Here is a 22,791-nt window from a genome sequence, read left to right as displayed (position 1 = left end):
CCACACCACAATTAAATCACCTCAGCATTTCAAGAAACGAATCAATTCTCATTTTTGTTCTGGCATCAAGTTTATTGGGCTTATCTCCCTCGATAGTTAATACAGGTATTTTAATTTTTTGTCTGATGATCAGGTCTTCTATCTGCCGGTAGCAAAAACTTTGGGCGTAATGGATGATGCCATCAATTTTTCGGCGATCTATTTCTTTGTTAATATCATTGAGGCGAAAAAAAATGCCGTAAGGGTATGTGTAAAGCCTGTATTGTTCCACCATGTCTTCAGTGTGATAAGGCATTGAAAATTGACGCTGCGTTTCATTAAAGACGACCCGTCCCCCTCTTGATTCCAGGTAGTCATATAGATCGCCCATAATAGGCGGAACACCGATATAGCCTATACGAAGGTTTTTTCGGTCAGGCTCTCTTGTTTTTGCTTCGGCAATAAATTCATCCACCTCCCCGGCAAAGGTATCGGGGTCACCCTTAAAGTCACTGCAATTTACCTGAAACAGGTGGTTCTCCACCCCGTGCACCACGTTTTCACGCCAGGTCATTAAATCAATATGCCATACCCGCCGGCGAATTTGATCAAGCTTTGTTTTAGTAGCTTGCACTGTTTCATAATCAGTACCTAAATGCTGCATCAGTTTTTCCATCTGCAGGCGAAGTAAATCGGGATCACGGTCAAAAGGAAAAGCAAAAGGAATAACCTCTATGCCGGCCAGTTCAAGAGTTTCCATGAGTGCGTGGGTGTTACTGCAATCACCTTGGGTAACGGCTATCACGGTGCGGATGTCTTTATTCTTTAGCACTGTGCTGTAAAGCCCTTTGATCCAAGAGCAGACATTGCGCGGGTAACCGGCAATTTCGGCTTCCTCCACCAGATGACCTGGATTGTTTCCGGTAATAAAAACATTATTGAGATCTACAGGAATATGACCGGCGGCAAGTATTATTTCAACAGGGACAGTTGTTGTTATGCCAATTTTCATGTGCTGTTAATCCTTTCAAACCGTTTTAATCTTGGAATATTGTATCATTTAAAATGTTAATTTTAAAGAAAAGGGGACATACCTCTTCAAGGAATGTCCCCAAATAATGCTTCGCAACGCTCGCAATGACAAAATTCAACTTGCAATGATAAAAATGCTCAACTCAAATTTTTTTATTGCGTTGTTGGAGAAAAGTAATTATTTAATGCGTTTGCCAGTGCTTCAGCAATTTTTTGTCTAGTTGATTCCTGCTGTAGCATTTGTTCTTCCTGATTGTTTGAAATGAATGCTACCTCCGCCAGCGCCGCCGGCACCGGAGACGTGCGCAAAACCACGAAATTGGCCTGAAGAACACCGAGACTGCGTCTTTCCAGTGATCTGAGCAGCTCAGACTGGATTGCTCCCGCCAGCCGCCGGTTATCGGCTTGATTAACGCCGGGCGCTAAATCTCCCGTATCCCTGCGATAATAGGTACTTGTTCCGTTTACACTGTGATTTTCGTTAGCGTTGCAATGAATGCTTAAAAATACTTCTGCGCCGTTACGTTGTGCAATTGCTGTTCTTTCGTACAAATCCACATATGAGTCGTCAGATCTTGTCAGCACAACATTAGCGCCTTTTTCTTTCAATATATTGGCAAGCTTTAATCCTATATCAAGATTAACGTCTTTTTCCAGTAAGCCTGTCGGCCCTTTGGCACCGGGTTCTTTTCCTCCGTGCCCGGGGTCAATGGCAATAACTCTTCCCTGCAGGTAATTGCCTGCTTTAGGGATAAAAATATCGAGATGTAATTGTTTACGGTTTTCCGACAGCTTGTCCAGGCATACTACGTCGCCGCTTAAATCAAATACCACCCGGAACACCGGCGACCCATTACTGAACCAGCCTGTTCTTATTTGAGAAACTACCTCAGTGCCAACTGTTATTTTTCCCGGCAGGTCACCCGGCTCTATGTTTTTTAAATCCAACACCAGGCGGTCGGGGTTTTTAATTAAAAACATATCATAATTTAATGGCCCTTTTGCGCTTATTGATACAATGGTATGGCCATCATCTTCATTAGCTTCAATTTTCTCCAGTTTGGAAGCCTCTGCTGGCTGCCCGTTGTTATCCCGTTTTGAACTATCTGTATTATTGCTTTGATCCGTATCATCTGTAACGACGGGGGGATCGCCCGGCGCTGGTGATGCTTCGGCATTTTCCACATTAACCAACCAGCCGGCTATCCAACCAACGATGCCTCCGTCAAGTTTTACTTTATACCAGTCGCCGGATCTTTCTAATACGCCAAGCCTCTGGCCCCGGCTTACCTGACTCACCACGTCGTGCGCTGTGCCAGGCCCGCCACGCACGTTTACCATGTTGCCGTTAACCACAGCCAACATAGACTTTTGCTGCGGCTTTTGTGGTTGCTGTGGTTGTTGAGTTGTTGCAGGCGGGTTCGCCGGTATAACGGTGACGCTGGCCAGCCAGCCGGCAATCCACCCGGACTTTCCTCCTGGTAAGCTTATTTTTAGCCATTGTCCATTTATACCTAATACATTATATTTTCCTCCGTTATTAAGCTTGGCAATAGCTTTATAGCTGGTGCCGGGTCCTTCCCGGACATTTACGTTAGAAGCAGTCAAAGTGGCCTGCTTGATTATTGTTGGCTGCTGCTTTGGGTTTTGCTGCACCGTTTGTTGAGCTGGTTGCTGCGCTGGTGCTTGAGTTACCGTATTATTAATGGTTACCAGCCAACCTGCCACCCATCCCGTATTACCGTCCGGCAGTTTAACTTTGTACCAGTTGTTGGAGTTTGAGACTACTTCCAGCTTGTCACCTGCTTTTACCTGTTTGACAATATTATATGTTGTACCAGGTCCATTTCTAACATTTAGCGTATCGTTTTTAACAACAGCATAACTTACTGACTTATCCGGTATGGATTCAGTTTTGACCAGCCAGCCGGCAATCCAGCCATTTACTCCGTTGGCATTGATTTTAAACCAATCCCCACGCTTGTCCACTACGTTGTATTGTTCATTCTGATGAACTTTCGTAACGATGGCGGACCCAGTGTCAGGTCCGCTTCGTACGTTTACATCGCTGCCGGTAACGGTTAAACGTGTTGCCGCTAATACATTTCCAGGTAAAACTAAACAAGTTGCCGTAAACAATGCAAAACCCGCTATTGCCTTTTTGATGCTTTTTTTCCAACAGGGGGTCATGGGCCTATTCCCTCATTTCTTTCCATTCCTCTTATTTCCTTTCATTCTTGATATTATTTCTGGAAATAATTCGACATTTTAACTTAAAAGCCTGCTATATTTCTTAATTGCTAAAAAATGCTAATATAAAACTTTATAATCTATATTTGTGACGTATTAGGGCAGCATAAAGTTCCCACAAAAGGAAAGGGGATTCATCTTATCATGGTATGTGTCCCAACAATATAAATGTACCCCAATAGTCACTTTAATGGATACAATGTCTTTTTTAGTTACATAATAAAACATTATTAGAAACTACTCTTGAGTCAGGAGTCAGAATTAGAGAAGGGTTTATCGTCTCGGAATATTCTGAATTCCGACTACTGATTCTGAGTACCTGATTAGTAACCATTATTCAACATTTGGAGGGATGGGTCTTGGAAAAGCTAAAAGTTGGTATCATTGGAACAGGTTTGGCATTTGAGCGGCTTCATTATCCTGCTTATCAGGAATTGTCGGATAAATTTGAGATCGTAGCGCTTTGCGATCCTGAGCCTGATAAAACAAGGCAGTGGGCTGACCGGCTTGGCATCAGGGGTGACAGTATTTATTCCGATTACAGGCCGATGTTATGGCGAAATGACATTAATATCTTCGATATTATGGTTCCTATTGAACACAATTTTCGTGTTACCGAGGATATTGCCAGAGCATTGGTGCATCAGCCAGGTAAAGCTATAGTCTGTGAAAAACCACTGGCGTCAAATTACGAGCAGGCCCGGGCCCATGCTGAATTGCCCCGTAGATACGGTATACCAATCATGATTGCGGAAAATTATCGTTATAATGATGAAATCAATATTATCAGGGACTTGGTAAGGCAGAAAAAAGTCGGCAATGTCGTTTATTTTATTCACAACAAGGTGGTTGACTTTCCACATGACATGTTAAAAAACAAATTTGCCAGAACCGAATGGCGCCAGCATCCGGCTTTTTATGGCGGAGCAATTATGGATACAGGTGTGCATGACGTTGCCGGAATAAGGCATATTTTCGGTGCTATTGATAAATTGCAAGCGTTTGGAGTACCACAAAATGATGATTTTGCACCTTATGCTGTAATTACCGTTAACATGCAGTTCAAGAGCGGGATTATTGGTCAGTTTTCATTTTACTGTGCCGGCAAAGAAATGCAGCGGCCGCTGGTTGGAACGCGAATTTTTTGCACAGGCGGGATGATTTATCTGGAGGAGAGGGACTGCGGTGTAATAAATGTGGTGCACAATGATGGTAATAGAGAGCAGATACCTTACCGGCCACAGAGAGGCTATTATAATGAGTTGTTGAACCTGTATAATGCGATGATTGGTAAGGAACCTATATCTGTTACTCCGGAAATGGAATACGGTGATGCTAAAACTATTCTGGATATGCTAAGGTCCATTTGGGAAAACAAAATCGTGTCTGTTGATATGACTGAGAACTATATTCCCTCATACCAATACGGGAATGAAGCAGCGCAATTTGAGTTTCATCAAAGCGGCTGGCACTAATCAAGTGCTTATGCGATATAAATAAACCCCTGTGCATAACAGGGGGTTTATTTATATGGAACTGACAAGTTCTTGATCTCTTATCAGCGGGCAGCTGATATCCAGGTGCCCTGCAATGGTAGGTACTTTTTTGCCGTCAACCATTATTTGAACAGCTTCAATGGACTGAAACTGAGATAAGGTGTTAACCAGCGAATAAACTGTCATATTTTCCGCAGTGGATCCTCCGCTGTGGCTGGTTATCAATTCCCCGCTCAGGTTGATGGTACATAAACCATCTTTGATATTAATGTCCAACAGTCTTGTATTTGGTGGAATAGTTGGCATCAAACCATTTATTTGCGGACCCCGGCACAATTCATTGATGGTTTCTCTGGCAATGCCGGGAACTTTCCTTATATTTCGCCGCTCTGGCACCAGTTTACCATTACCGTCAGTAAAATAAAGAATTACTTCGGTAGTGTCAGCTGTACTCTTATCTTCATTTGCAAGCATTGGTTGAATAACAGGTTGTTGTAATACTGTGACATCTTTATCAATAGGTTTTTGATCTGGCTCAGGGTTAGCTAAACAGCCAGATGTGTATAAGGCAATGATAATTAATCCCATATAGATAAAAAATTTTACAACAGCTTTCACATTAATTCCCCCTTATGGTTGTCCATGTTTTTACAATAATGTTATGAGTGGCGGTGACGGTTTATGATATTAAGTCCTTTTGAATACATACCATGAGTGCGGGAAAAATATTTTTAGGCGCCAATACAGGGGGATAGTAAATGCATATAATAAAAAACACTTGTATTTTAACAGCAGTATTTATTTTTTGCCTGGCGTTTTTCTTTACGGAACTGGCGGAAGCGGTGCCGGAATGCGAATTATACCGTCAAATCCAAGAATATAACCGGGTATTTAAAATTCAGCAACCGTGCATGCAGGGGCCGGATATTGAATTATTGCAGCGTATGCTAAAGGAACTGGATTATTACCACGGGCCAATCAATGGTAAATATGAAAAAGACACTGCCCTGGCGGTTAATCATTTTCAGGAAGCATGGGGAATAAATCCTGATGGTATTTTCACCGAAAAAACTCGTCAAGCTTTGGATGATGCTTATTGCCTGGCTAATTCCAAAAGTGATGTTCCTCCACCACCGGGAGAGGTTAGCATTTTGATTGACACCAACCAGCGCAAGCTGACAATTCTATCTGACGGGGAACCATATAAACAATATGCAGTAGCTGTAGGTAAACATGATACCCCTACTCCAATCGGTAATTTTAAAGTGTTACGCAAGGCAATGAACTGGGGAACAGGTTTTGGCACTCGCTGGATTGGCCTTACGGTACCCTGGGGGATATACGGAATACATGGCACTAATAAGCCTTATTCCATAGGGAGCTATGCCAGTCACGGGTGTATTCGAATGAATAACATAAATGTGGAGGAAATTTATCCCTGGGTTAAGCCGAATACAAGGGTGGTTATCTTGGGTAATCCTTTGCATTATCAACCAAGTGAGTATCGTACAATGAGGCGGGATGCGCGGGGTGGAGACGTGCTTGAGGTTCAGTTAAGGCTAAAAAGGCTTGGGTTTTATGACGGGCCAATTGACGGTATTTGGGGTGGTGGGATGGAAAAAGCAGTAATTGAATTCCGTAAGGCACGGGGATTACCCTTCGATAACTCGGTGGACTCAAAAGTATATACTGAACTGGGCCTGTAAAACACAAAGAGCCGGGACCTAACCTTTAGTTCCCGGCTCCCTCAGGTTATTCCCCGGCTTTTTCTGCCTGCGCAACGGGGCGTCTGCGGCGGTTGGCCGACTTTTTAGCCCGGCTGCGGCGTTTTAACTCCGGAACGACCTGGTTAACATAAATTACGCTAATAAAGGCACCGATACAAAGATAGATAAACACGCTGGGAAATGAAAAAAATATGGCCAGGGTCAAAAGGGAAAATACAGCGGCACAAATTCCGGGAATCCAATATCCTCCTGGAATTTGGTATGGACGTTGCATACCGGGCAACTTTTTACGCAGGGTGATTACAGATACTCCCGCCAGCACATAAATAATGCTTTCCATAGCCGCCGCCATATTGACCAGGGTCAGGTATCGTTTGGTGATTAAAACAATAGATGAAACAATAACACCGGTAATAAAAACACTGATAATAGCCACCCAGGGGGTGAAAAAACGCATGCTTATTTTGCTGAACATAGCTGGCAACACATTTTCCCGGGCTGAAGCATAAACAAATCGCGAAACGCTGATTAAGCCGGCATTAAAGGTGGTGATAGATGCGGCTAATGTAATCAGTACCATTATGGCAACACCTGAATTACCAAGTATGGTTCGGGCAAATATCAGATGCGGAATGGGCGAATTAACAAGGACATCTTTGGGTACTGTTGCCGTCATAGCTACAGTAAACAATGCGTAGGTAACACTTAGGATACCAATGGCCAGCAGCATGCCGCGGGAAATCAAACGGCTGTGGGTTACCTCTTCTGCAAGGGGTGTAACCCATTCGAACCCGACAAAAAGAAATACACCTACCGCTACCGCGTTTAAAAAATTTAAGCCGCCTCCAGTATTGAAGGGTGCATTAATATGGAAATTAATTTGGTTTAAAGCCACTAGCGCCAGCACAATCAGGGATACAATCAATCCATAGGTAATTGCATCTTGAAATCCTCCGGCTATTTTAATACCTATAAGGTTCATTCCGGTTACCAGGGTAAACATAGCCATAATCCAAAACATGGATGGTAATACAGGAAAAGCCTCATGTAAAATTTCAGATAAAACATAGCTTTCTGCGCCAATGACTCCTATAATTACGGCCATATAGAGCAAAGAAACGATAAGTGCCAGGCGGTCGTTGAAGGCTCTGCTAAAATAAAGACGTATACCTGCCGCCGTCGGCATCATCCCGTTTAGCTCATTAAAACAAAAGGCAGCTGTAATGCACAGCAGCCCGCCAGTGAGTATGGCCAGCCACGCGGATTCACCGGCAAGGAAACCGGCTACCTGCACTGCTGCTACAAAAGTAGAGCTGGAAAGGGTTAATCCCGCGCTTGTGGCTACTACGGTACGTAAGGTGAGTACTTTTTTAAGTTCCAAAGCTACTCACCCCAAATCATTAAAGATATAAAATCCAATCTAACTATGTCATCTTCAGAACCTTTTAGAACCAAAGTACCGTTCATGTATGGCTCGGTTGGCGTAATATCCCCATAAAACAGGTCGGCCAGAGTTTCGCTGTCTGATGTAACAACCAGATTTGGGGTTTTAGATATCCCTTCGGTGATAGATATTTCTCCGTCCTGCAATATAATGGTATGCTTCGAATCCACATCAGTCGCCTCAATCAGGATGATCCTATTCCAATCACGGTTCATAATTTTTAGCTTCTTATTGTTGTTGTAACCCTCCTGAAATGCTTTTAAGCTTTCTGTAATTTCATGATGTGTCGCCATAATATCCTCCACTTATCTGTCTGGGGTTTAGCCTTAGCTCATTAATTCAATTATCCTGGGTTTAAATTGAAGCTTACCTAGAAGATCAAGATATTCTTCTGTTGAAATGTCCTCCCATCGCTTACCAAGCAGTGCAACCAATACCCCTTCTATTACATTGGTGCCGAAGGATCGTCCTTCAAATACCGGGGTTGTGGTAACGATCTTACTGATCCCTTTACCTTTGAGGTATTCGATATCGTCAGCCGTGGTTGTATTGGTTATAATGATTTGACCGTCCAGTTCGTCGGGCAAATAACGCTTGATAAAGTGAAAATCACCTGCAATGATTTCGGCTTCCTGATAATACTTGGCGAATTTTTTGGTTTTTTCGTCATCACGTGCCTCTTGTTTTTTCCCTGTGGGATAAAGCATGTGAAAGGGAAGCTTGGTCATTTCCGGCAAGATCTTTTGGGCAATTTCTTCGAGTTCCTCCAAAGTTTTAATGGGATATGGTATACCCGCAGCAAAAATTAAATCACCGAATGTTATGTCACATTCAGCTTCAACAAATGCCTCAGCCATACCGAATCGATCAACTGCGCTGACCATAAGTACCCTGGTTCCTTTTTTAATTAAATCAGTTTCCTTTAGTAAATATTTAACTGTTTCCCTTTCCAGGGTGTTCTTCAGGCCGCTTCCATCCACCACCGGAGTGGTTTTGACAGCCTCCATCATTTTTAGGCCGTCATCAAAAGCATATCTCTTGTTACCGGCATAAACATAAACATCTATACCACCAAGACCAATGGCGTCAACCTGTCCATCAAGTTCCCGGAGCTTGGCCAGAGCGCGATCAAAGTCTCCGTCCATTCCAATACGGCTTATTTCAAATTGCTCACCCAGTAGTTCAACAATTACCTTGTGATCACGCCGGGATGTGCCTAAACTAACACTGACCACGCGCTTCAAAACATAGACCTCCATTCAAAATAACCTCAACAATCCTTTACCATTGTAACCAAAATACACTAAAAATACAAGCTGGGTAACGCCATGAGCCGGTTAGATAATTAATTACTATGCAATATGAATTGTAAGTCCATTTTTTCATTACGAGGAGTGCAAGGAAAGGGGACACACCTCCTCTTTAGGGTCGGGTCCTTAGGGTCGGAGGAATGTCCCCCAATAATGCTTCGCTGCGCTCGCAATGACAAAAGTAAGGGCAGCTATTTAGCTGTTATCAATAATGTTTTCAGAATTTATCTGTTGGGCTCGCTCAAGTATTACCAGCGCTTCATCAAATGCGTTAACATAATCTGATTTTAATACGTTAATCTCAGGCTTTGAGAGTACGGATAAGTTTACATCTTGATTGTTACTTTTATAATTGTTACCTGCCATAAGTAATCCCACCTTCAAAAGAGTTACATTTTACCGCCGCATTTTTTAATTATTGCCTCTGCGCTGTTAAACAAATCATCACTGGTAACTGCGCTAACCATGAAGGGCGCCCCGCCCGCTACTCCGTAGTCGTGGTTGCCGTAACCGCTCACCGATGGATCTGCCGCCTTAAGCACTCTGGTATCATCGTTGATCAAACTGTCGGTGCCTGTTGAATACAGCGCAAGGCCGGTTATGGTCTCAGCCCGCCCGGCTATTGGATTATTAATCTCGGCGTCATTGTTAACTCCAAACCTGCTAATACGGTCAACCTGAACTTCCTCAATACCAGCTTTTTTTAATTCTGCCGCTGCTTTTTGGGCGTCATTAGAAGTTGGGAAATAAGCTAATAATGCGCGTTCACCTGTTTTTAATTGCATGGCCATGCCTCCTTGATCTAACTGATACTATTTTGCGCCGGCAAAACAATAATATGTTCCTGATTTACATTTTTAAATAAAAAAACCCCGTAGAACGGGTTATTGGAAAAGTTATACCAGCCGTTGGGCAATACGGCCTATCTCTTCAGTAAAACGTGTGCTGCGGCAAGTGCTAAAAATTTTACCCTGCTTTTTCTTGCCTGTCAGGTCGGGGCAATTTGGCAATACACCATATAGCGGTATTCCCAGTGCATTGCTAATTTGTTCCGGGCTTTCATCAGCAAAGGTTGGAAAGCGATTTAAAACAAATCCGAAACAGTCCTTACTAAAACCTTCATCAATTAGCAAACGTAAAAGTATCTCAGCATTTTGCCGGTTAAAATTGAGAAAATCAGCAATCATTAATACCTTATCCATACGAAACATTAGATCCAAAGTATAATCCCTCATAGCATTATTGGTATCGAATATCACAGTGTCAAAAGCAGTTGTTTTAAGGCTGCGCACAATAATATCTATACCATTTAGCAGTAAAGGTGAATTACAATGGTTGTGGTCAAAATTGGTTGTTATAACTTTTAAGCCGGAAGAGTGGGATTGATAAAATTTACTTATTTCATCTGGTTGGTAGATTTTTTTCCAACAGGGGGTCGTTTCAAGTCTATTAAATATGTCGTTAAGCCAATCTCCTATATTAGGTGTTTTTTTGAGTCCCAAAATTTCGGTTAATTTACCTTGACTCAGGTCCATATCAACAAGAAGGGTATTATATCCCTGACGCTGCCGGTAACCTGCCAGTTCTTTGGCAGTGGTGGTTTTTCCAGAACCCGTAGTAAAACCGTAAACTGCCACAGCTTTCATTTAAATTCCCCCTCTTGTATAAAAATTCAATCAATTTCATTTGACTCCTCTAAGAGAAATAAAAAAATCTATTTTTACCTTGTGTTGCATGAATGTAAGACACTTTGCACAGCTGCCACAAAAGTTTCAAAACAATGAGTTGTGCGATTTCTCAATGGAAAATCGGGAAATAACATTAACCTGAGCCCGCCGGTTAGTTCAAGCTGCACCCCTTTGCCTTGGTAGTTCTTATTGCAAATATTAGCTCTGCTTACACCGGGAAATTTGGGGTTCTCAGAAACGTCAAACCCTGCCGATGTTAAAGTAGTCCCGATGAGTTGCTTGAGTTCTGAATCCAAGCCGCCAATATATATTTTCTTTCTGATCATATCCTTACAGCCATGTATGGCGATGGTTCTCTTTGAATTGGTTACTAATTTTAGTGCTATTGGTTCATCAAATTTGGTGCTGGTGATATGCAGATCCTGGTAAGCGTTATCCTTTAAGCCACAAAAACTATAGTAGCCCCAGGTTCTGCCCGCAATGGCTACAGCGAGCTCCGTGGTTCCAGGTTCAATCATGCCTCCATGCGGCGCTAACACTAAAATTGGTGATTCTGCCTGACCACAAATAATCTCATAATCTAAGCCTAAAACTTCATTGTTTTTCAATTCTTCAAACGAATTGTATTTATCTGCCATTAAATTAACCTCATTTCCAAGGGATAGTACGTAACCCGCTGATTTATTGACGTATGGGCAATTGGACGGTAAATATACAGCCGCCGCCCTGTCTGTTCGCGGCTGTAATTGTACCGTTGTGCTGCTCCACCACCCAGCGGGCAATGGCGAGGCCAAGTCCGGAACCTTCTTTACCTCTGGTGTGCTCTCCCCGGTAAAACCTGTCGAAAATCCTGTCTTCTTCACCTGGTGGTAGACCGGGTCCAGTGTCTGCGACATCAATTTGTAAGAATTGGTTTTCCTTTTGGGTAAAAGTTAGCGTTACTTCTGACTCGGCGGGTGAATACTTAAAGGCATTTTCTAACAAAATAAAAAAGAGCTGGCTAAGATAAACATAATTACCCCAGATGTGAATTTCCGAAGGACAATCATTTTTAACGTTTAATGATTTATCGCTGGTAATAAAACGAGCCTTCCTGGTAACAGACTGAATCAGCTCTTCTAAAATAACATCCTCTTTTTCGAATTCATAGCCGGCATCGGCGCGGGCAAGGGCCAGCAAATCCTCCAGCAGCCGGGTAAGCCGGCGAGCTTCGTCAACAATATCATTTATGGCCGCCCGGGCCGGAGTTGGCCCCTGGACAAGTTTCGAAAGTAATTCTGCATTGCCTCTGATAGTGGTAAGCGGTGTACGAAGCTCATGCGAGGCATCTGATACAAATCTACGCTGCATTTCATAACTTTCATGCAAGCGGTGGTAGGTGTTTTCCAGGCGTTCAAACATAGCATTAAGCGTATCTGCAAGCCTGCCAAGTTCATCTCCTGGCCGGTAATAATCAATGCGTTTACTCAGGTCACCGCTGCTTTCAATGGAAGCTGCTGTTCTGATAATCCGTTCGACCGGCTTTAAAGCTGTTCTGGCCAAAAGCCATCCCATAATACCTGCAAGAATAACTGCGGCAATTGATCCAATAGTTACAAAAAAACGTAGTTTTATTAAGAGAGAGTGTATAGTTGATAAAGTTCTGCCAACTTGCAATAATCCAACCACTTGCCCGGCAAAAATCAATGGCACATTATAGACCCTGATATCCTGATTACCAGAGCGGACTGTTTCGTAAAACCTATCCCCCCTAAAAGCGGAACGAAGAGTGAATTCACTAAGAGGAAGGTATTGCTTCCCCAGGTTGCCTGACTTTGAAATTACTTTTCCTCTAACATCCACTATTTGCAAATAGGTATCTGGCGATGCAAATACGTCAATGTCAGGAAGGACAATTTCCCGCAGAAACAAAGTGGAATTCTCAATTTTTATGGATTTAATTACTGAGGATGCTTTGGCAGCTATTCCCTGGTCGATTTCTTTGTAAATGAAATGAGAAGTAGAAATAAAAATAATTGAGGTCACAATTAAAAGTGCCACGCTTAGTACACCGGAATAAAGCAAAATCAGCTTTACCCGTAGTGACATTCTTATTCACTCCTTTAAAGTATAACCAACCCCACGTACGGTGTGAATTAATCTGCTCATGCCGCCGTACTCAAGTTTGTGGCGCAGGTTCCCTATAAAAACTTCTAATACATTTGATTCCCCGGAAAAATCCAAACCCCAAACTTGTTCCATTAACGAGTCACGGGTCAAAACCTGACGAGGGTGTTCTAAAAATATTTTGAGCAGTTCAAATTCCTTTGTGGTTAATGGTATCACATGGTTATCGCGCCTGGCTTCTCTTTTTTCAACATCAAGTGTCAGATTGCCAAAGCTCAAAATTCGTTTATCATTATCTTTAGCTCTTGCCGTCCTGCGCAGTAAAGCCCTCACCCTGGCTAAGAGCTCTTCCAGGGCAAACGGTTTTACTAAGTAATCGTCAGCCCCAACGTCCAATCCCCGTACTTTATCCGCAACTTCATCTCTGGCTGTAAGCATAAGAATGGGTACATCACTGATCAGCCTGAGTTTTCCACATACTTCCCACCCGCTCATACCAGGCATCATGATATCTAAAATAACCAGGTCGGGTTTAATTCTTTCGGCTACTTGCAATCCCTTGCGCCCGTTCGAGGCCAGAAAAACCTCATATCCTTCAAAGGTAAGTACCCTGTGCATCATGGATGAAATTTTTTCGTCATCATCTATAAACAATATGCGCAATCCTAACACTCCTTGATAAATTGCAGATTAATGACATATTTCTTCCTTAACATAATAAATCCTATTGATTTATTATAAACATCATCCCACTATTTTTTTTGAATAAAAAAACACCCGCTTTATAAGCGGGTAAGGGGAAGTCTTATTTATTTTTCCTCCAAGGTGACAGTTACATACCTGTCGGAACCGTTTGATTCAACCAGTAAAGTGATTTTGCTTCCAACTTTGCTTTTTTGAATTAGGTCGGTAACATTGGCGGCATCAGTGACATTTTGTTTGTTGATTTCCAGGATAACGTCACCTTGCTTTAATCCTGCTTTATCCGCCGGTGAATCAGGAACCACCCCGGCTATGATAGCTCCCTGCTTGCTGCTTAGATTTAACTGGTTGGCTAAATCGGCGGTTAAAGTTTGTATATACACACCCATATACGGCCTGGAAATTTTACCTTTTTGAATAAGTGTATCTAATACTGACTTCACAGTGCTGGACGGAATGGCAAAACCAATACCCTGGGCCTGTGCATTAACCGCTGTGTTAATTCCAATTACCTGGCCGGCTAAATTTAACAGTGGTCCCCCGCTGTTGCCCGGGTTAATGGATGCGTCTGTTTGCAGCAGGTTTTTGTATTGTCTGCCTTCTACCTGTACCGGCCTGCCCTTTGCACTGATAACGCCGGTCGTTACTGTGTGATCCAAGCCGTAAGGATTGCCTATTGCGATAACCCACTCGCCCACCCGGGATGCATCAGAGTTGCCTAATGAAATATAAGGTAATTTTTTGCCGGCATCAATTTTCAACACGGCCAGATCCAGTTCGAAGTCGGAACCGATTACTTTGGCCTTGATGGGCTTATTGCTGTCCGAAAGATATACTTTAATGTCATTGGCACCGTCTATAACGTGCTCGTTAGTTAGAATATAACCGTCATCGCTGATAATAAAGCCTGACCCCATACCTTTTTGAATATTGGGCTGCGAATACATGGGACCCTGGTTACCGAAAAACTGCCTGAAGAACGGGTCGTTAAAAAAAGGGTCGATCCTTTGGCTTTGAACTTGTTGAGTTGTTTCAATCTTTACTACGGATTTACTGGTACGTTCTACCACATCTGCAACAACATTTGTGCCAATTGGTGAAGAAATGGTTTGGGCTTGTGATGAGCTTGTCGATTCAGCGGCTATTGCCGGCCGGCCGTTATTGAAGTAACTAAATATACCTCCCAGAAGTGCAACCTCAATAACCACAGCGGCTAAGACAGCCAGTATCAGAGTTCTGCGGGAATTATCCTTGAACATGTTAATCAGCCTCCTGAAATTTTTTATTGCCTGGTTATATTTTGGCAAAAAAACATTAAATCAGGCTGAAATGAAGATAAATTTTTTTTAATAATTATGTGAAGTTTTGCGCTAAATCTTAGTGGCAATTACAATAAGAATTGAAGTTTAAGAAAATTGAAATTGGGATTTAAGCTTTTGAACCACAGGTATGTCTGCAGGTGAAAAATCATATCCAGTATCAATTTCATCAATGCTTACCCACTTATAATCATGGCAGTCCCTGGCCTGGATATTGACATTCCCTTCCTGACACCGGCAATAATAACAAAGTAAAATAAGCTGTCTGTCCTCATATACATGAGATACCACATGGAATAAGTCCTTCCCGGCGCATTTAATGTCTGTAAAACTATTGTAAATACGCACAAACCTCTTGTTGGACAAGAGGTTTGGTTTAGTTAGTATTTTTTAAAGGAACTTGCCGGGGCGTTACATATGGGGCAGCGCTCGGGTGCATGATCAATTGCCACATAGCCGCACACGGGGCACAGGTGGAAGGATTCTGCCTGCAGGTCACCGCCTGCCTCCAGCGCTTCCAGCGCCTTTTTGTACAGCTCGGCATGAACTTTTTCAGCTTCATTGGCAAGTTCGAAGCTCTTGGCAGCGGCTTTCTCGCCCTCTTCTTGTGCCGTAATGATAAAATCCGGGTACATAGTATCAAATTCGTAGGTTTCCCCGTCAATGGCTGCCTTTAAATTATCAATTGTTGTACCTACTTTGCCGGCTGTTTGAAGATGTTTTAAAGCATGGATCGTTTCTGCTTCTGCTATGGTTCTGAACAGTTGAGCGATTTTTTCATTTCCTTCCTTTTCCGCTTTTTGGGCAAAGGCCAGGTATTTTCGGTTGGCTTGAGATTCTCCGGCAAAAGAAGCCATTAAATTATCCATGGTTTTTTTACTCATTATAAAATCCTCCTTAAGAAATCCCGTGTATACAGTCTTGGCTGATGAAAGCATTTCCAAAATTATCATAATTATACCAGGAATAACTGCAATATCAAGCCTGCATTAGCTGTCGGGGTGCCATCAAAATAGTATTTATAATTGGGAGCAGGACTTTTTTAAGGCATGTTTAATTTAAAACTTTAAGGAGGTGGGTATCCGGTATCTGTTAAAATGTCGGTAAATTTTGATATTTCAAAAAAGAATACCGGTAAATGTTATGGAATTAGAAAACCTATTATATGAGCAAAAGGGTAAAGTAGGCATTATTAGCTTAAATCGTCCTGAAAAACGTAACGCGCTTTCCACCGGGTTACTTATGGAATTGACGAGCTTTTTTAATGAATTAGCCCTGAATAAAAAGGTTAATGTAGTAATTATTAAAGGTTTGGGAAAAATTTTTTCTGCAGGACACGACCTAAAAGAAATTTATGAGTCCGATCCACAGGAAGTTTTAAAATTGTTTCAAACTTGCTACAAAACAATGCAAGCCATACGGGAAATTCCCAAGCCCGTTATTGCACAGGTACACGGTGTTGCGACGGCTGCGGGATGCCAGTTAGTTGCAGCCTGTGACCTTGCAGTAGCTTCAGAAGATGCTTTATTTGGAACTCCAGGGGTTAAAATAGGTATTTTTTGTACCACTCCGGCGGTATTTTTAAGCAGGAACGTGGGCAGGAAAAAGGCTATGGAAATGCTTTTAACCGGTGAATTTATTTCCGCCGGCGAGGCGCTTTTACATGGTCTTGTAAACAAGGTGGTACCTATGGAAAACCTGGACAGTGAAACATTGAGCATGGCGGAGAAGATTGCCGGGTTAAGCGCCAGCGCTATTGCCGTGGGGAAAAGAGCATTTTACCAACAAATTAATATGGAAGATTTTCAGGCGTTGAATTATGCCAGTGAAGTTATCAGCTTGAACAGCACTACCCGGGATGCACGGGAAGGCATTGGAGCTTTTCTGGAAAAAAGGGAACCTGAGTGGAGGGATTAAAACTTAAAACTCGCATATTAGACCGAAGTCGATCGTCACCTTTAAATCGCCAAACAAGCCCGCCCGGCAATGACGGAAGGTCTTGCTTGGCGTAAGTTTTTTTTAATATGTCAAAAGGCAAAGTAATAGGTTCCATATTTATTTATGGGCAAAGAAATCTGCGTAGGTAAGATTGAAAACCCGTTCCTGATAATTTGTTACATCTATTCCTTCTTTGATCAGGGCGGCCAGCAAACCGGCGCAGGTTATATCTACCTGTAAAATGGCACCCTTGATGTGCCCATCTCGGAGTATAACTTTTTTGTATGTGTTGCACTTCGTCGACAAGCTCCCGGTTGATAAAATGGTGAAGGGCAGAGTTGCAGTACTTTTATGGTACTTGAATGAAACTGACGATAGTATTACAAAAGCAATATCAGACAATGAACTCTAAGGTTTACAGGTAATATTGGCAAAACACCTATTACTTATTGATTATAGAGTCTGTTCGAAAAGTTTAGAACTTAGCTAGCATAAATAGGAAATGCACCTTCACCTGGCGAAATAGGTAATAATCTCGACAAAATCACCCAAAACCAAGCAAGGTGCATAATTATGGCAGAAATTCAACTGGATCCCTTTCCTTTAGTAAGCATGGGCGTTTCCGCCCATACTCCCCGTTTATCCCACTTAAAATAGTCTGGACGAATCTTTCTTAGTCTATCTGCCGATTTACCTTCAGCATGCTTAATTACATTAACTAAAAGCCGTAGTTCTTTTATTTTCTCCCAGCATTTCATGCTTTCAATATCATAATTATTATGAAACTTAAAGCATTCTTTTACCTCATTAAAATAGAGGGATATACTGCCAGATTCGGCATCTTTCGTTAGCAATTCCCGAAAAAGTTGCTGGCGACTGTCCAATACACCACAGGTTAATAAAGCCCATGTTCTCGCTTTCTGGCGAGAACATGGGCTCAAGAGCTTTGTCGAGAGGTATGATTTTCTATTAAGACCGCGTGTGCTGGCACTCAGGTCTATTATTTCAGTACTTATAACGTTAATAATTTAGTTATAGCCAGGGAATCATTATCTTAAAAAAAACGGAGCGTGACTGGATGGATCAGGTTACTGAAACTGAAACTATTAAACGCAGGTATAACCGTACTGCGCTGTTTTACGACTGGATGGATTTTATGATCAGTGACAAGTTAAGAAAAAAGGTAATCGGGATGGCCCGGGGCCAGGTGTTGGAAGTGGGAGTGGGGACCGGTAAAAACCTGCCCTTTTACCCGCCGGGATGCACAGTCACAGGGATTGATTTCAGCCCGGCCATGCTGGAGCGGGCCAAAAGAAGGGCGGAAAAGCTGAACCTAACGGTTATGCTGCTGGAAATGGACGCCCAGCACATGGATTTTGCCGACCACACCTTCGACACGGTAGTGGCCACCTGTGTGTTCTGCTCGGTGCCCGATGCCGTGCAGGGCCTGCGTGAAATCAAGCGGGTGTGCAAACCCGGAGGACAGGTGATATTGCTGGAACACGTCCGCAGTGAAAACCCGGTATGGGGTAAAATAATGGACGTATTGAACCCGGTTTTCTTGCATATGGTGGGCTCCAATATCAACCGGCGCACTGTGCAAAACGTTAGCAATGCGGGTCTTAAATTAAAAGAAGTCCAAGACATGAGCGCCAGCAAAATAGTCAAGCTGATCATTGCCGCGCCGAATGAGGGTGAACAACAGGCAGTCTATCATTAAAAATAAAGTTATTACTTGGGGATGACAAAATAAAAAATACTTCCCTGCCCCGGCTTGCTGCTTACCACTATTAAGCCGCCGTGGGACTTCGATTATATTCTTGGCTATAGCCAGTCCCAAACCGGTGCCGCCACCTGTTCTGGCGCTGGATTTATCCACCTTGTAAAACCTCTCCCAGGTTAACGGCGGATTTGTCCGACTGTCTTTATGTTATAAAAAAAATATCATGCTTCTGTCACAAAAGGTTAAAGTTTTTATCACAATTGACGGGTAATAATCCTCCCGATTTTTATCTTTTTAGTTCCCTTAACGCGTAAAAGCGAAACCTGGGCGGTTCCGGCTCTTTCTTAAAATTATTTTGGATATGTTAAAGGTCGCCTGTTTAATTTAACTCTGCCTGCGCAGTTCCCAATACCTGGTAACTGTATACGCCACAACCTGACCGTAGATAAGATAATTTATAATATGAAAAAAAACTGTTAGAGCATCTTTATACATCTGCGGCATGATTTGCATTACATGCACGATAAAACCCATGCCCGCCAGCAGCATAAAACCGGATAAGGCCAGCCCTTTTAACCAGTATAAATCCTTCCCCGCATATTTAATATAATACGCGAGCAGCACCCCTCCTACCGAGCCAACCATTAGGTGGACTATGATGCTGATGATGAGACCCAAAGGGGTATTAAGCTGTTCCTGGGCAACGAGTATTGCCCCCGATACTTGCAAGGTTGTTACCTTGGTCAACCCCAAATAATTCCATAGAATAGAGAAACCATGCATGACAACTGTTCCGGTTATCCCGGCCAGTGTGCCTATGGCCAGGGTATCTTGCTTTAATTTTTGAAGTAACCCTGCATTAGCCGGGCTGCCCGCTGAATTTTTTTCACCGGCCCGGTGCTTAATATTAACCGTAGGCACCGGCGGGAATAAGGTTGGAGTTTCCAGCAACCCGTTCATTTTAAGGTACTTTACTATTTCATCCCTGTAATCCATTACCTGGGTTACGTCTTCGATCAAAATGGAACGCAATTGCTCGTCATGGCTTACCGGCTCCAGTGTGCGTGTCAGCAAATCTACGTTCCCTTGTACCAGCAAGAGGCTCTCGCAGGCTATTTGTCTGTCGTTCAACATTTGAGGGTTTATTGGAGATTGTGCATCTACGGCATGGCGGTCCGGCCCTTGCAAACCGCGCCTGGCCATTTCTTTTTCTATAGCTTCTATATTTTTAACTAAAAAATCGTCATATCCCTTAATTAACAATCTTAAATCCGGGTCTTGAATATAGTCCTCCAAAAAACTTAAACGTTCTTGTGCGGTAAGATTATATTTGATAATTTCCCACAAATTATAACTTTCCGTTATATTGGCATTGCGCTGTTTAGTTGGTGTTTTTCTGCGTATACGTGATATAGCCATAAATATAACTCCTTTTGTAGAATTTACCGGGGACAATACCTCTGACCTAAAGCCCCATTATTGGAAACATACCATTTGGGACATTCCTCCGCAGGAGGTGTGTCCTCTTTCCACTGTGTTGTGTGTCCACTTTCTGTTATAACAGTAGCTATGTCCCATTTCCTCAAACTATAGATATTTTTTACTTTTTACCGGCTTTTAATCCACGTATCAAATAAAGTCACACCATGCCGTGCAATTTAGCGCGCACTACCATAGACCTATCTATCTCTTTAATTGTCATTGCACCGGTATTAGCCATTGTGACATCCGTATCCGCAATCTACCATAAAGCATCAATATTGAAGACATTTCCCCAATTATATAACCACGACTTTTGAGCAAGTGCGTCCCCTTTTTGATTTAAATATGCGCTTAAGCCTTTAATGTTCAATTAATCAGTTATCCCCTTTCCCTTTTGCCGGCTCGTGGCTGCAGGAAATTGTCTAATTAAGCAGAATACGCTTAATGAGTAAATCGCTACTGCTAAATAACAAATCGTGGCAGATAAAGCTTGTGGGGGTTCGTGATGAAGGTTAAACGAAAGAATAAAGGTAAATTGTACGGTACGGTTATCGGATTATCTGCGGCTGTTCTATGCATCACTTACTGTTACCTTTTACCGCAAATGTGGCCCATTTATGTATTATCTTTACTGTATATTCCAATTGGGATGTGGATTGGGTGTACTTACGACCGGATCAACCACCTGGCCAGTTTTGATTCCTTGACTGGTGCGGCCAATCGCAGAATGCTGATTCAGATGCTGCACAAGCACCTAACGCACGCCGATAAAAACGGTGCAATTCTGTCAATAATATATATTGATGTGGACAAGTTCAAGCAAATAAATGACCGGTACGGGCATGATCAAGGGGACCTTGCTCTGCAGATTATTACCAGAACAATTGAAGCCAATGTGCGATCGACCGACGTGGTCGGCCGTATTGGCGGGGACGAGTTTGTGATTCTGTGTCCGGGCTTATCCAAAGCTAAAAGCGCCGACCTGGTTCAGCGGATCAAAAAAGCTGTTGCGCATCAAGCAAGGGAATATCCTTTGAGTGTCTCGGCGGGCATTTCAGTGTACCCGGAAGATGGCCGGACCGCGGACGTGCTATTGTGCAGGGCCGATGAAACCATGTACCGCAGCAAAGCTAAAAAAGCCGTACATAGATAAGCAGCAAAGAAGAAAAAATAGATTATATAACCGGTGTGGTATAACCGGTATGCACAATAAAGTGAATGGGGGCTTGAAATGAAAAAGTGGTGGTGGGCAGCGGCACTGGGTACACTCGTGCTGGGGTTTATTATTGGCTCTTTTGCCGGCCCCAGGTATTTGATGGGGGGCGGCTACGCTAAGCCTGTTCCTGGACAAGACGCAGACCCTGGATACGGGCAGGGGCGTGGTTACATGATGGATTATATGCACAATTCCGCAAACTGGGACAATATGGCTGATATCATGGGCTCACCGGAAAACCGTAAGGCTATGGTAAACATAATGAGCTCGCCGCAAATGCGCCAGACTATGATAGACGCGATGCAGCAGCGAGCAATGAGGCAGTCCATGATCGACATGATGCAAGATGCCAGGATGCAGCAGGCCATGTCGCAAATTATGTCCGATCCCAAGGCGCGAAAATACTTTGTTGAGATGATGGCCTTGCCTCAGATGCAGCCGGCAATCAGGGACATGGCCGGGGATAACCGGGTCAGGCCGGTTATGGAAAAGGCAATTACCACTCAAAAGTAAAATGAAAAAATATAAGACCGATCAATACCTACATATTTACATATAATGAAACAGCCCATATTTCCTTTTGAAAAAATAAATGCGGGCCGGTGAGGAGGTCATGCCGGGTGAATTCATGTTATAGATTTCTCCACCAGATTCAATCTCACTGTGTGTATTTCCCTGGCTCATATGACCGGCTTCGCCAGCGGGCATCATCTGGCCGCTGCCATTCTGGCGGTGTTCCGGTTCAACCGTAGGGTCATGCTTGATTTCATTGTTTGTAGTGCGCCCGGCATTTTGTTGTTCCTGTCCGAGATTTTGCGCGTTTTGTATGATTTCATCGTTTACCCGGTTAACCAGAATTACACCTGAAGCGTTTTGCCTGACCATCTCTTCTTTGACAATGCCCCTGAGCTTTTCCGGGTTTACCTCGTCCCCTTCACCACTTCCCATTGGCACTACGCTGACCATGATTACGTTTTCTTCTTTTCCCAAAATACCCTTTGCTTCAGCATAAATTCCTTCAAAGGACGGAATCTTTCATCCGAGAGTATCAATGCCAGGGCAATCAAATATTTACGCCCTCTTTCCAATACCTTGCGCTTAACTCGAGTCAGAGATTGTAACTTCTTTATAGGTAATAGCTTATTATTTTTCATATATTCCAAAAGCTATATTAGGGCTTGCTGAACGAAAAAAAAATCCAATAATCTCAAGGATTTGGGAGCATATTTGTCGAATTAATATGCATGGAAAATGCGTCAAATAATGCAAAAACCTTGCACCTGGAGGTAAAATATGTTCCGTAAATTGGAAAAGCAATACTATCTCGAAGAATTCATACTCCCATTTGAAGGTAAACTTAAGGCCGACAATCGCTGGGT

The 22,791-nt window shown here is 42.9% G+C and carries 25 protein-coding genes; 6 read left to right on the top strand and 19 right to left on the bottom strand.

Annotated elements, in window-relative coordinates; genetic code table 11:
* Nucleotides 1-16 precede the first annotated feature (16 nt).
* Both H569_RS0105215 and H569_RS0105210 read right to left on the bottom strand, forming a co-directional pair.
* The gene (locus H569_RS0105215; protein WP_034629626.1) at nucleotides 17-991 is read right to left on the bottom strand and encodes a 2-hydroxyacyl-CoA dehydratase family protein; all 975 of its coding nucleotides are present in this window, start codon (nucleotides 989-991) and stop codon (nucleotides 17-19) included.
* Between the two features lie 173 nt (nucleotides 992-1,164).
* Nucleotides 1,165-3,150: an SH3 domain-containing protein gene (locus H569_RS0105210; protein WP_169726449.1), complete on the bottom strand. Its 1,986-nt coding sequence runs from the start codon at nucleotides 3,148-3,150 to the stop codon at nucleotides 1,165-1,167.
* 470 nt (nucleotides 3,151-3,620) lie between these two features.
* Here H569_RS0105210 and H569_RS0105205 point away from each other — a divergent pair, with 470 nt between their 5' ends.
* Nucleotides 3,621-4,736 (top strand): Gfo/Idh/MocA family protein, encoded by a 1,116-nt coding sequence (locus H569_RS0105205; protein ID WP_027364136.1) that lies wholly within the window; start codon nucleotides 3,621-3,623, stop codon nucleotides 4,734-4,736.
* Nucleotides 4,737-4,787: 51 nt separating this feature from the next.
* Here the strand turns inward: H569_RS0105205 and H569_RS19280 are convergent, their stop codons facing one another.
* Complete coding sequence (locus tag H569_RS19280) at nucleotides 4,788-5,375, bottom strand: GerMN domain-containing protein (RefSeq protein ID WP_051273296.1); 588 nt, start codon at nucleotides 5,373-5,375, stop codon at nucleotides 4,788-4,790.
* A gap of 140 nt (nucleotides 5,376-5,515) precedes the next feature.
* Between H569_RS19280 and H569_RS0105195 the strand changes: the two genes are divergently transcribed.
* Entirely contained in the window at nucleotides 5,516-6,463 is a 948-nt protein-coding gene (locus H569_RS0105195; RefSeq protein ID WP_027364135.1) for a L,D-transpeptidase family protein, read from the top strand.
* A 46-nt stretch (nucleotides 6,464-6,509) separates the two neighbouring features.
* Here the strand turns inward: H569_RS0105195 and H569_RS0105190 are convergent, their stop codons facing one another.
* The 11 genes from H569_RS0105190 to H569_RS0105125 form a co-directional block, all read right to left on the bottom strand.
* Nucleotides 6,510-7,865, bottom strand: coding sequence for an APC family permease (locus H569_RS0105190; protein WP_027364134.1), 1,356 nt, complete (start codon nucleotides 7,863-7,865; stop codon nucleotides 6,510-6,512).
* A 2-nt stretch (nucleotides 7,866-7,867) separates the two neighbouring features.
* A complete protein-coding gene (locus H569_RS0105185) occupies nucleotides 7,868-8,221 on the bottom strand; it encodes an SCP2 sterol-binding domain-containing protein (protein ID WP_027364133.1) in 354 nt (117 codons plus the stop codon).
* Between the two features lie 33 nt (nucleotides 8,222-8,254).
* A complete protein-coding gene (locus H569_RS0105180) occupies nucleotides 8,255-9,172 on the bottom strand; it encodes a hypothetical protein (protein ID WP_027364132.1) in 918 nt (305 codons plus the stop codon).
* A gap of 261 nt (nucleotides 9,173-9,433) precedes the next feature.
* Nucleotides 9,434-9,604, bottom strand: a complete 171-nt coding sequence (locus tag H569_RS22425; protein WP_157833462.1) for a hypothetical protein — start codon at nucleotides 9,602-9,604, stop codon at nucleotides 9,434-9,436.
* Between the two features lie 23 nt (nucleotides 9,605-9,627).
* Nucleotides 9,628-10,023 carry a hypothetical protein gene (locus H569_RS0105170; protein WP_027364131.1) on the bottom strand — a complete coding sequence of 132 codons (396 nt, stop codon included), beginning with the start codon at nucleotides 10,021-10,023 and terminating at the stop codon, nucleotides 9,628-9,630.
* A gap of 111 nt (nucleotides 10,024-10,134) precedes the next feature.
* Nucleotides 10,135-10,884, bottom strand: coding sequence for an AAA family ATPase (locus H569_RS0105160; RefSeq protein WP_027364130.1), 750 nt, complete (start codon nucleotides 10,882-10,884; stop codon nucleotides 10,135-10,137).
* 74 nt (nucleotides 10,885-10,958) lie between these two features.
* Nucleotides 10,959-11,564 (bottom strand): poly-gamma-glutamate hydrolase family protein, encoded by a 606-nt coding sequence (locus H569_RS19275; RefSeq protein WP_034629622.1) that lies wholly within the window; start codon nucleotides 11,562-11,564, stop codon nucleotides 10,959-10,961.
* Between the two features lie 43 nt (nucleotides 11,565-11,607).
* Complete coding sequence (locus H569_RS0105150; protein WP_027364129.1) at nucleotides 11,608-13,014, bottom strand: HAMP domain-containing sensor histidine kinase; 1,407 nt, start codon at nucleotides 13,012-13,014, stop codon at nucleotides 11,608-11,610.
* Between the two features lie 6 nt (nucleotides 13,015-13,020).
* On the bottom strand, nucleotides 13,021-13,695 hold the full coding sequence (locus H569_RS0105145; protein WP_027364128.1) for a response regulator transcription factor: 675 nt from the start codon (nucleotides 13,693-13,695) through the stop codon (nucleotides 13,021-13,023).
* Nucleotides 13,696-13,841: 146 nt separating this feature from the next.
* Nucleotides 13,842-14,993, bottom strand: a complete 1,152-nt coding sequence (locus tag H569_RS0105140; RefSeq protein WP_027364127.1) for a trypsin-like peptidase domain-containing protein — start codon at nucleotides 14,991-14,993, stop codon at nucleotides 13,842-13,844.
* A gap of 440 nt (nucleotides 14,994-15,433) precedes the next feature.
* A complete protein-coding gene (locus H569_RS0105125) occupies nucleotides 15,434-15,937 on the bottom strand; it encodes a rubrerythrin family protein (RefSeq protein WP_027364126.1) in 504 nt (167 codons plus the stop codon).
* Nucleotides 15,938-16,196: 259 nt separating this feature from the next.
* On the opposite strand from H569_RS0105125, the gene H569_RS0105120 reads away from it, so the two are divergent.
* The gene (locus H569_RS0105120; protein ID WP_034629673.1) at nucleotides 16,197-16,970 is read left to right on the top strand and encodes an enoyl-CoA hydratase; all 774 of its coding nucleotides are present in this window, start codon (nucleotides 16,197-16,199) and stop codon (nucleotides 16,968-16,970) included.
* A gap of 138 nt (nucleotides 16,971-17,108) precedes the next feature.
* On the opposite strand, the gene H569_RS0105115 is transcribed toward H569_RS0105120, so the two are convergent.
* Both H569_RS0105115 and H569_RS0105110 read right to left on the bottom strand, forming a co-directional pair.
* Nucleotides 17,109-17,297, bottom strand: coding sequence for a hypothetical protein (locus H569_RS0105115; RefSeq protein ID WP_157833461.1), 189 nt, complete (start codon nucleotides 17,295-17,297; stop codon nucleotides 17,109-17,111).
* A gap of 278 nt (nucleotides 17,298-17,575) precedes the next feature.
* Entirely contained in the window at nucleotides 17,576-17,875 is a 300-nt protein-coding gene (locus tag H569_RS0105110) for a hypothetical protein (RefSeq protein ID WP_027364123.1), read from the bottom strand.
* Between the two features lie 194 nt (nucleotides 17,876-18,069).
* On the opposite strand from H569_RS0105110, the gene H569_RS0105105 reads away from it, so the two are divergent.
* Nucleotides 18,070-18,711, top strand: a complete 642-nt coding sequence (locus H569_RS0105105; RefSeq protein WP_027364122.1) for a class I SAM-dependent methyltransferase — start codon at nucleotides 18,070-18,072, stop codon at nucleotides 18,709-18,711.
* A gap of 387 nt (nucleotides 18,712-19,098) precedes the next feature.
* Here the strand turns inward: H569_RS0105105 and H569_RS0105100 are convergent, their stop codons facing one another.
* A complete protein-coding gene (locus H569_RS0105100; RefSeq protein ID WP_027364121.1) occupies nucleotides 19,099-20,133 on the bottom strand; it encodes a DUF6789 family protein in 1,035 nt (344 codons plus the stop codon).
* A gap of 568 nt (nucleotides 20,134-20,701) precedes the next feature.
* Between H569_RS0105100 and H569_RS19265 the strand changes: the two genes are divergently transcribed.
* Together H569_RS19265 and H569_RS0105090 are read left to right on the top strand one after the other, a co-directional pair.
* Nucleotides 20,702-21,349, top strand: a complete 648-nt coding sequence (locus H569_RS19265) for a GGDEF domain-containing protein (RefSeq protein ID WP_051273291.1) — start codon at nucleotides 20,702-20,704, stop codon at nucleotides 21,347-21,349.
* Nucleotides 21,350-21,427: 78 nt separating this feature from the next.
* Entirely contained in the window at nucleotides 21,428-21,925 is a 498-nt protein-coding gene (locus H569_RS0105090; protein WP_027364120.1) for a hypothetical protein, read from the top strand.
* A 36-nt stretch (nucleotides 21,926-21,961) separates the two neighbouring features.
* Here H569_RS0105090 and H569_RS0105085 read toward each other — a convergent pair whose 3' ends face one another.
* Together H569_RS0105085 and H569_RS22860 are read right to left on the bottom strand one after the other, a co-directional pair.
* Nucleotides 21,962-22,402 (bottom strand): hypothetical protein, encoded by a 441-nt coding sequence (locus tag H569_RS0105085; RefSeq protein WP_027364119.1) that lies wholly within the window; start codon nucleotides 22,400-22,402, stop codon nucleotides 21,962-21,964.
* A gap of 153 nt (nucleotides 22,403-22,555) precedes the next feature.
* The coding region (locus H569_RS22860; RefSeq protein ID WP_207637525.1) for a hypothetical protein at nucleotides 22,556-22,791 on the bottom strand (236 nt) is incomplete at its 5' end.

The sequence above is a fragment of the Desulfotruncus alcoholivorax DSM 16058 genome (assembly GCF_000430885.1).
Taxonomy (GTDB): Bacteria; Bacillota; Desulfotomaculia; order Desulfotomaculales; family Desulfallaceae; genus Desulfotruncus; species Desulfotruncus alcoholivorax.
The sequence above is the reverse complement of the archived record's forward strand: the minus strand, read 5'-3'. Positions and strand labels throughout refer to the sequence as shown.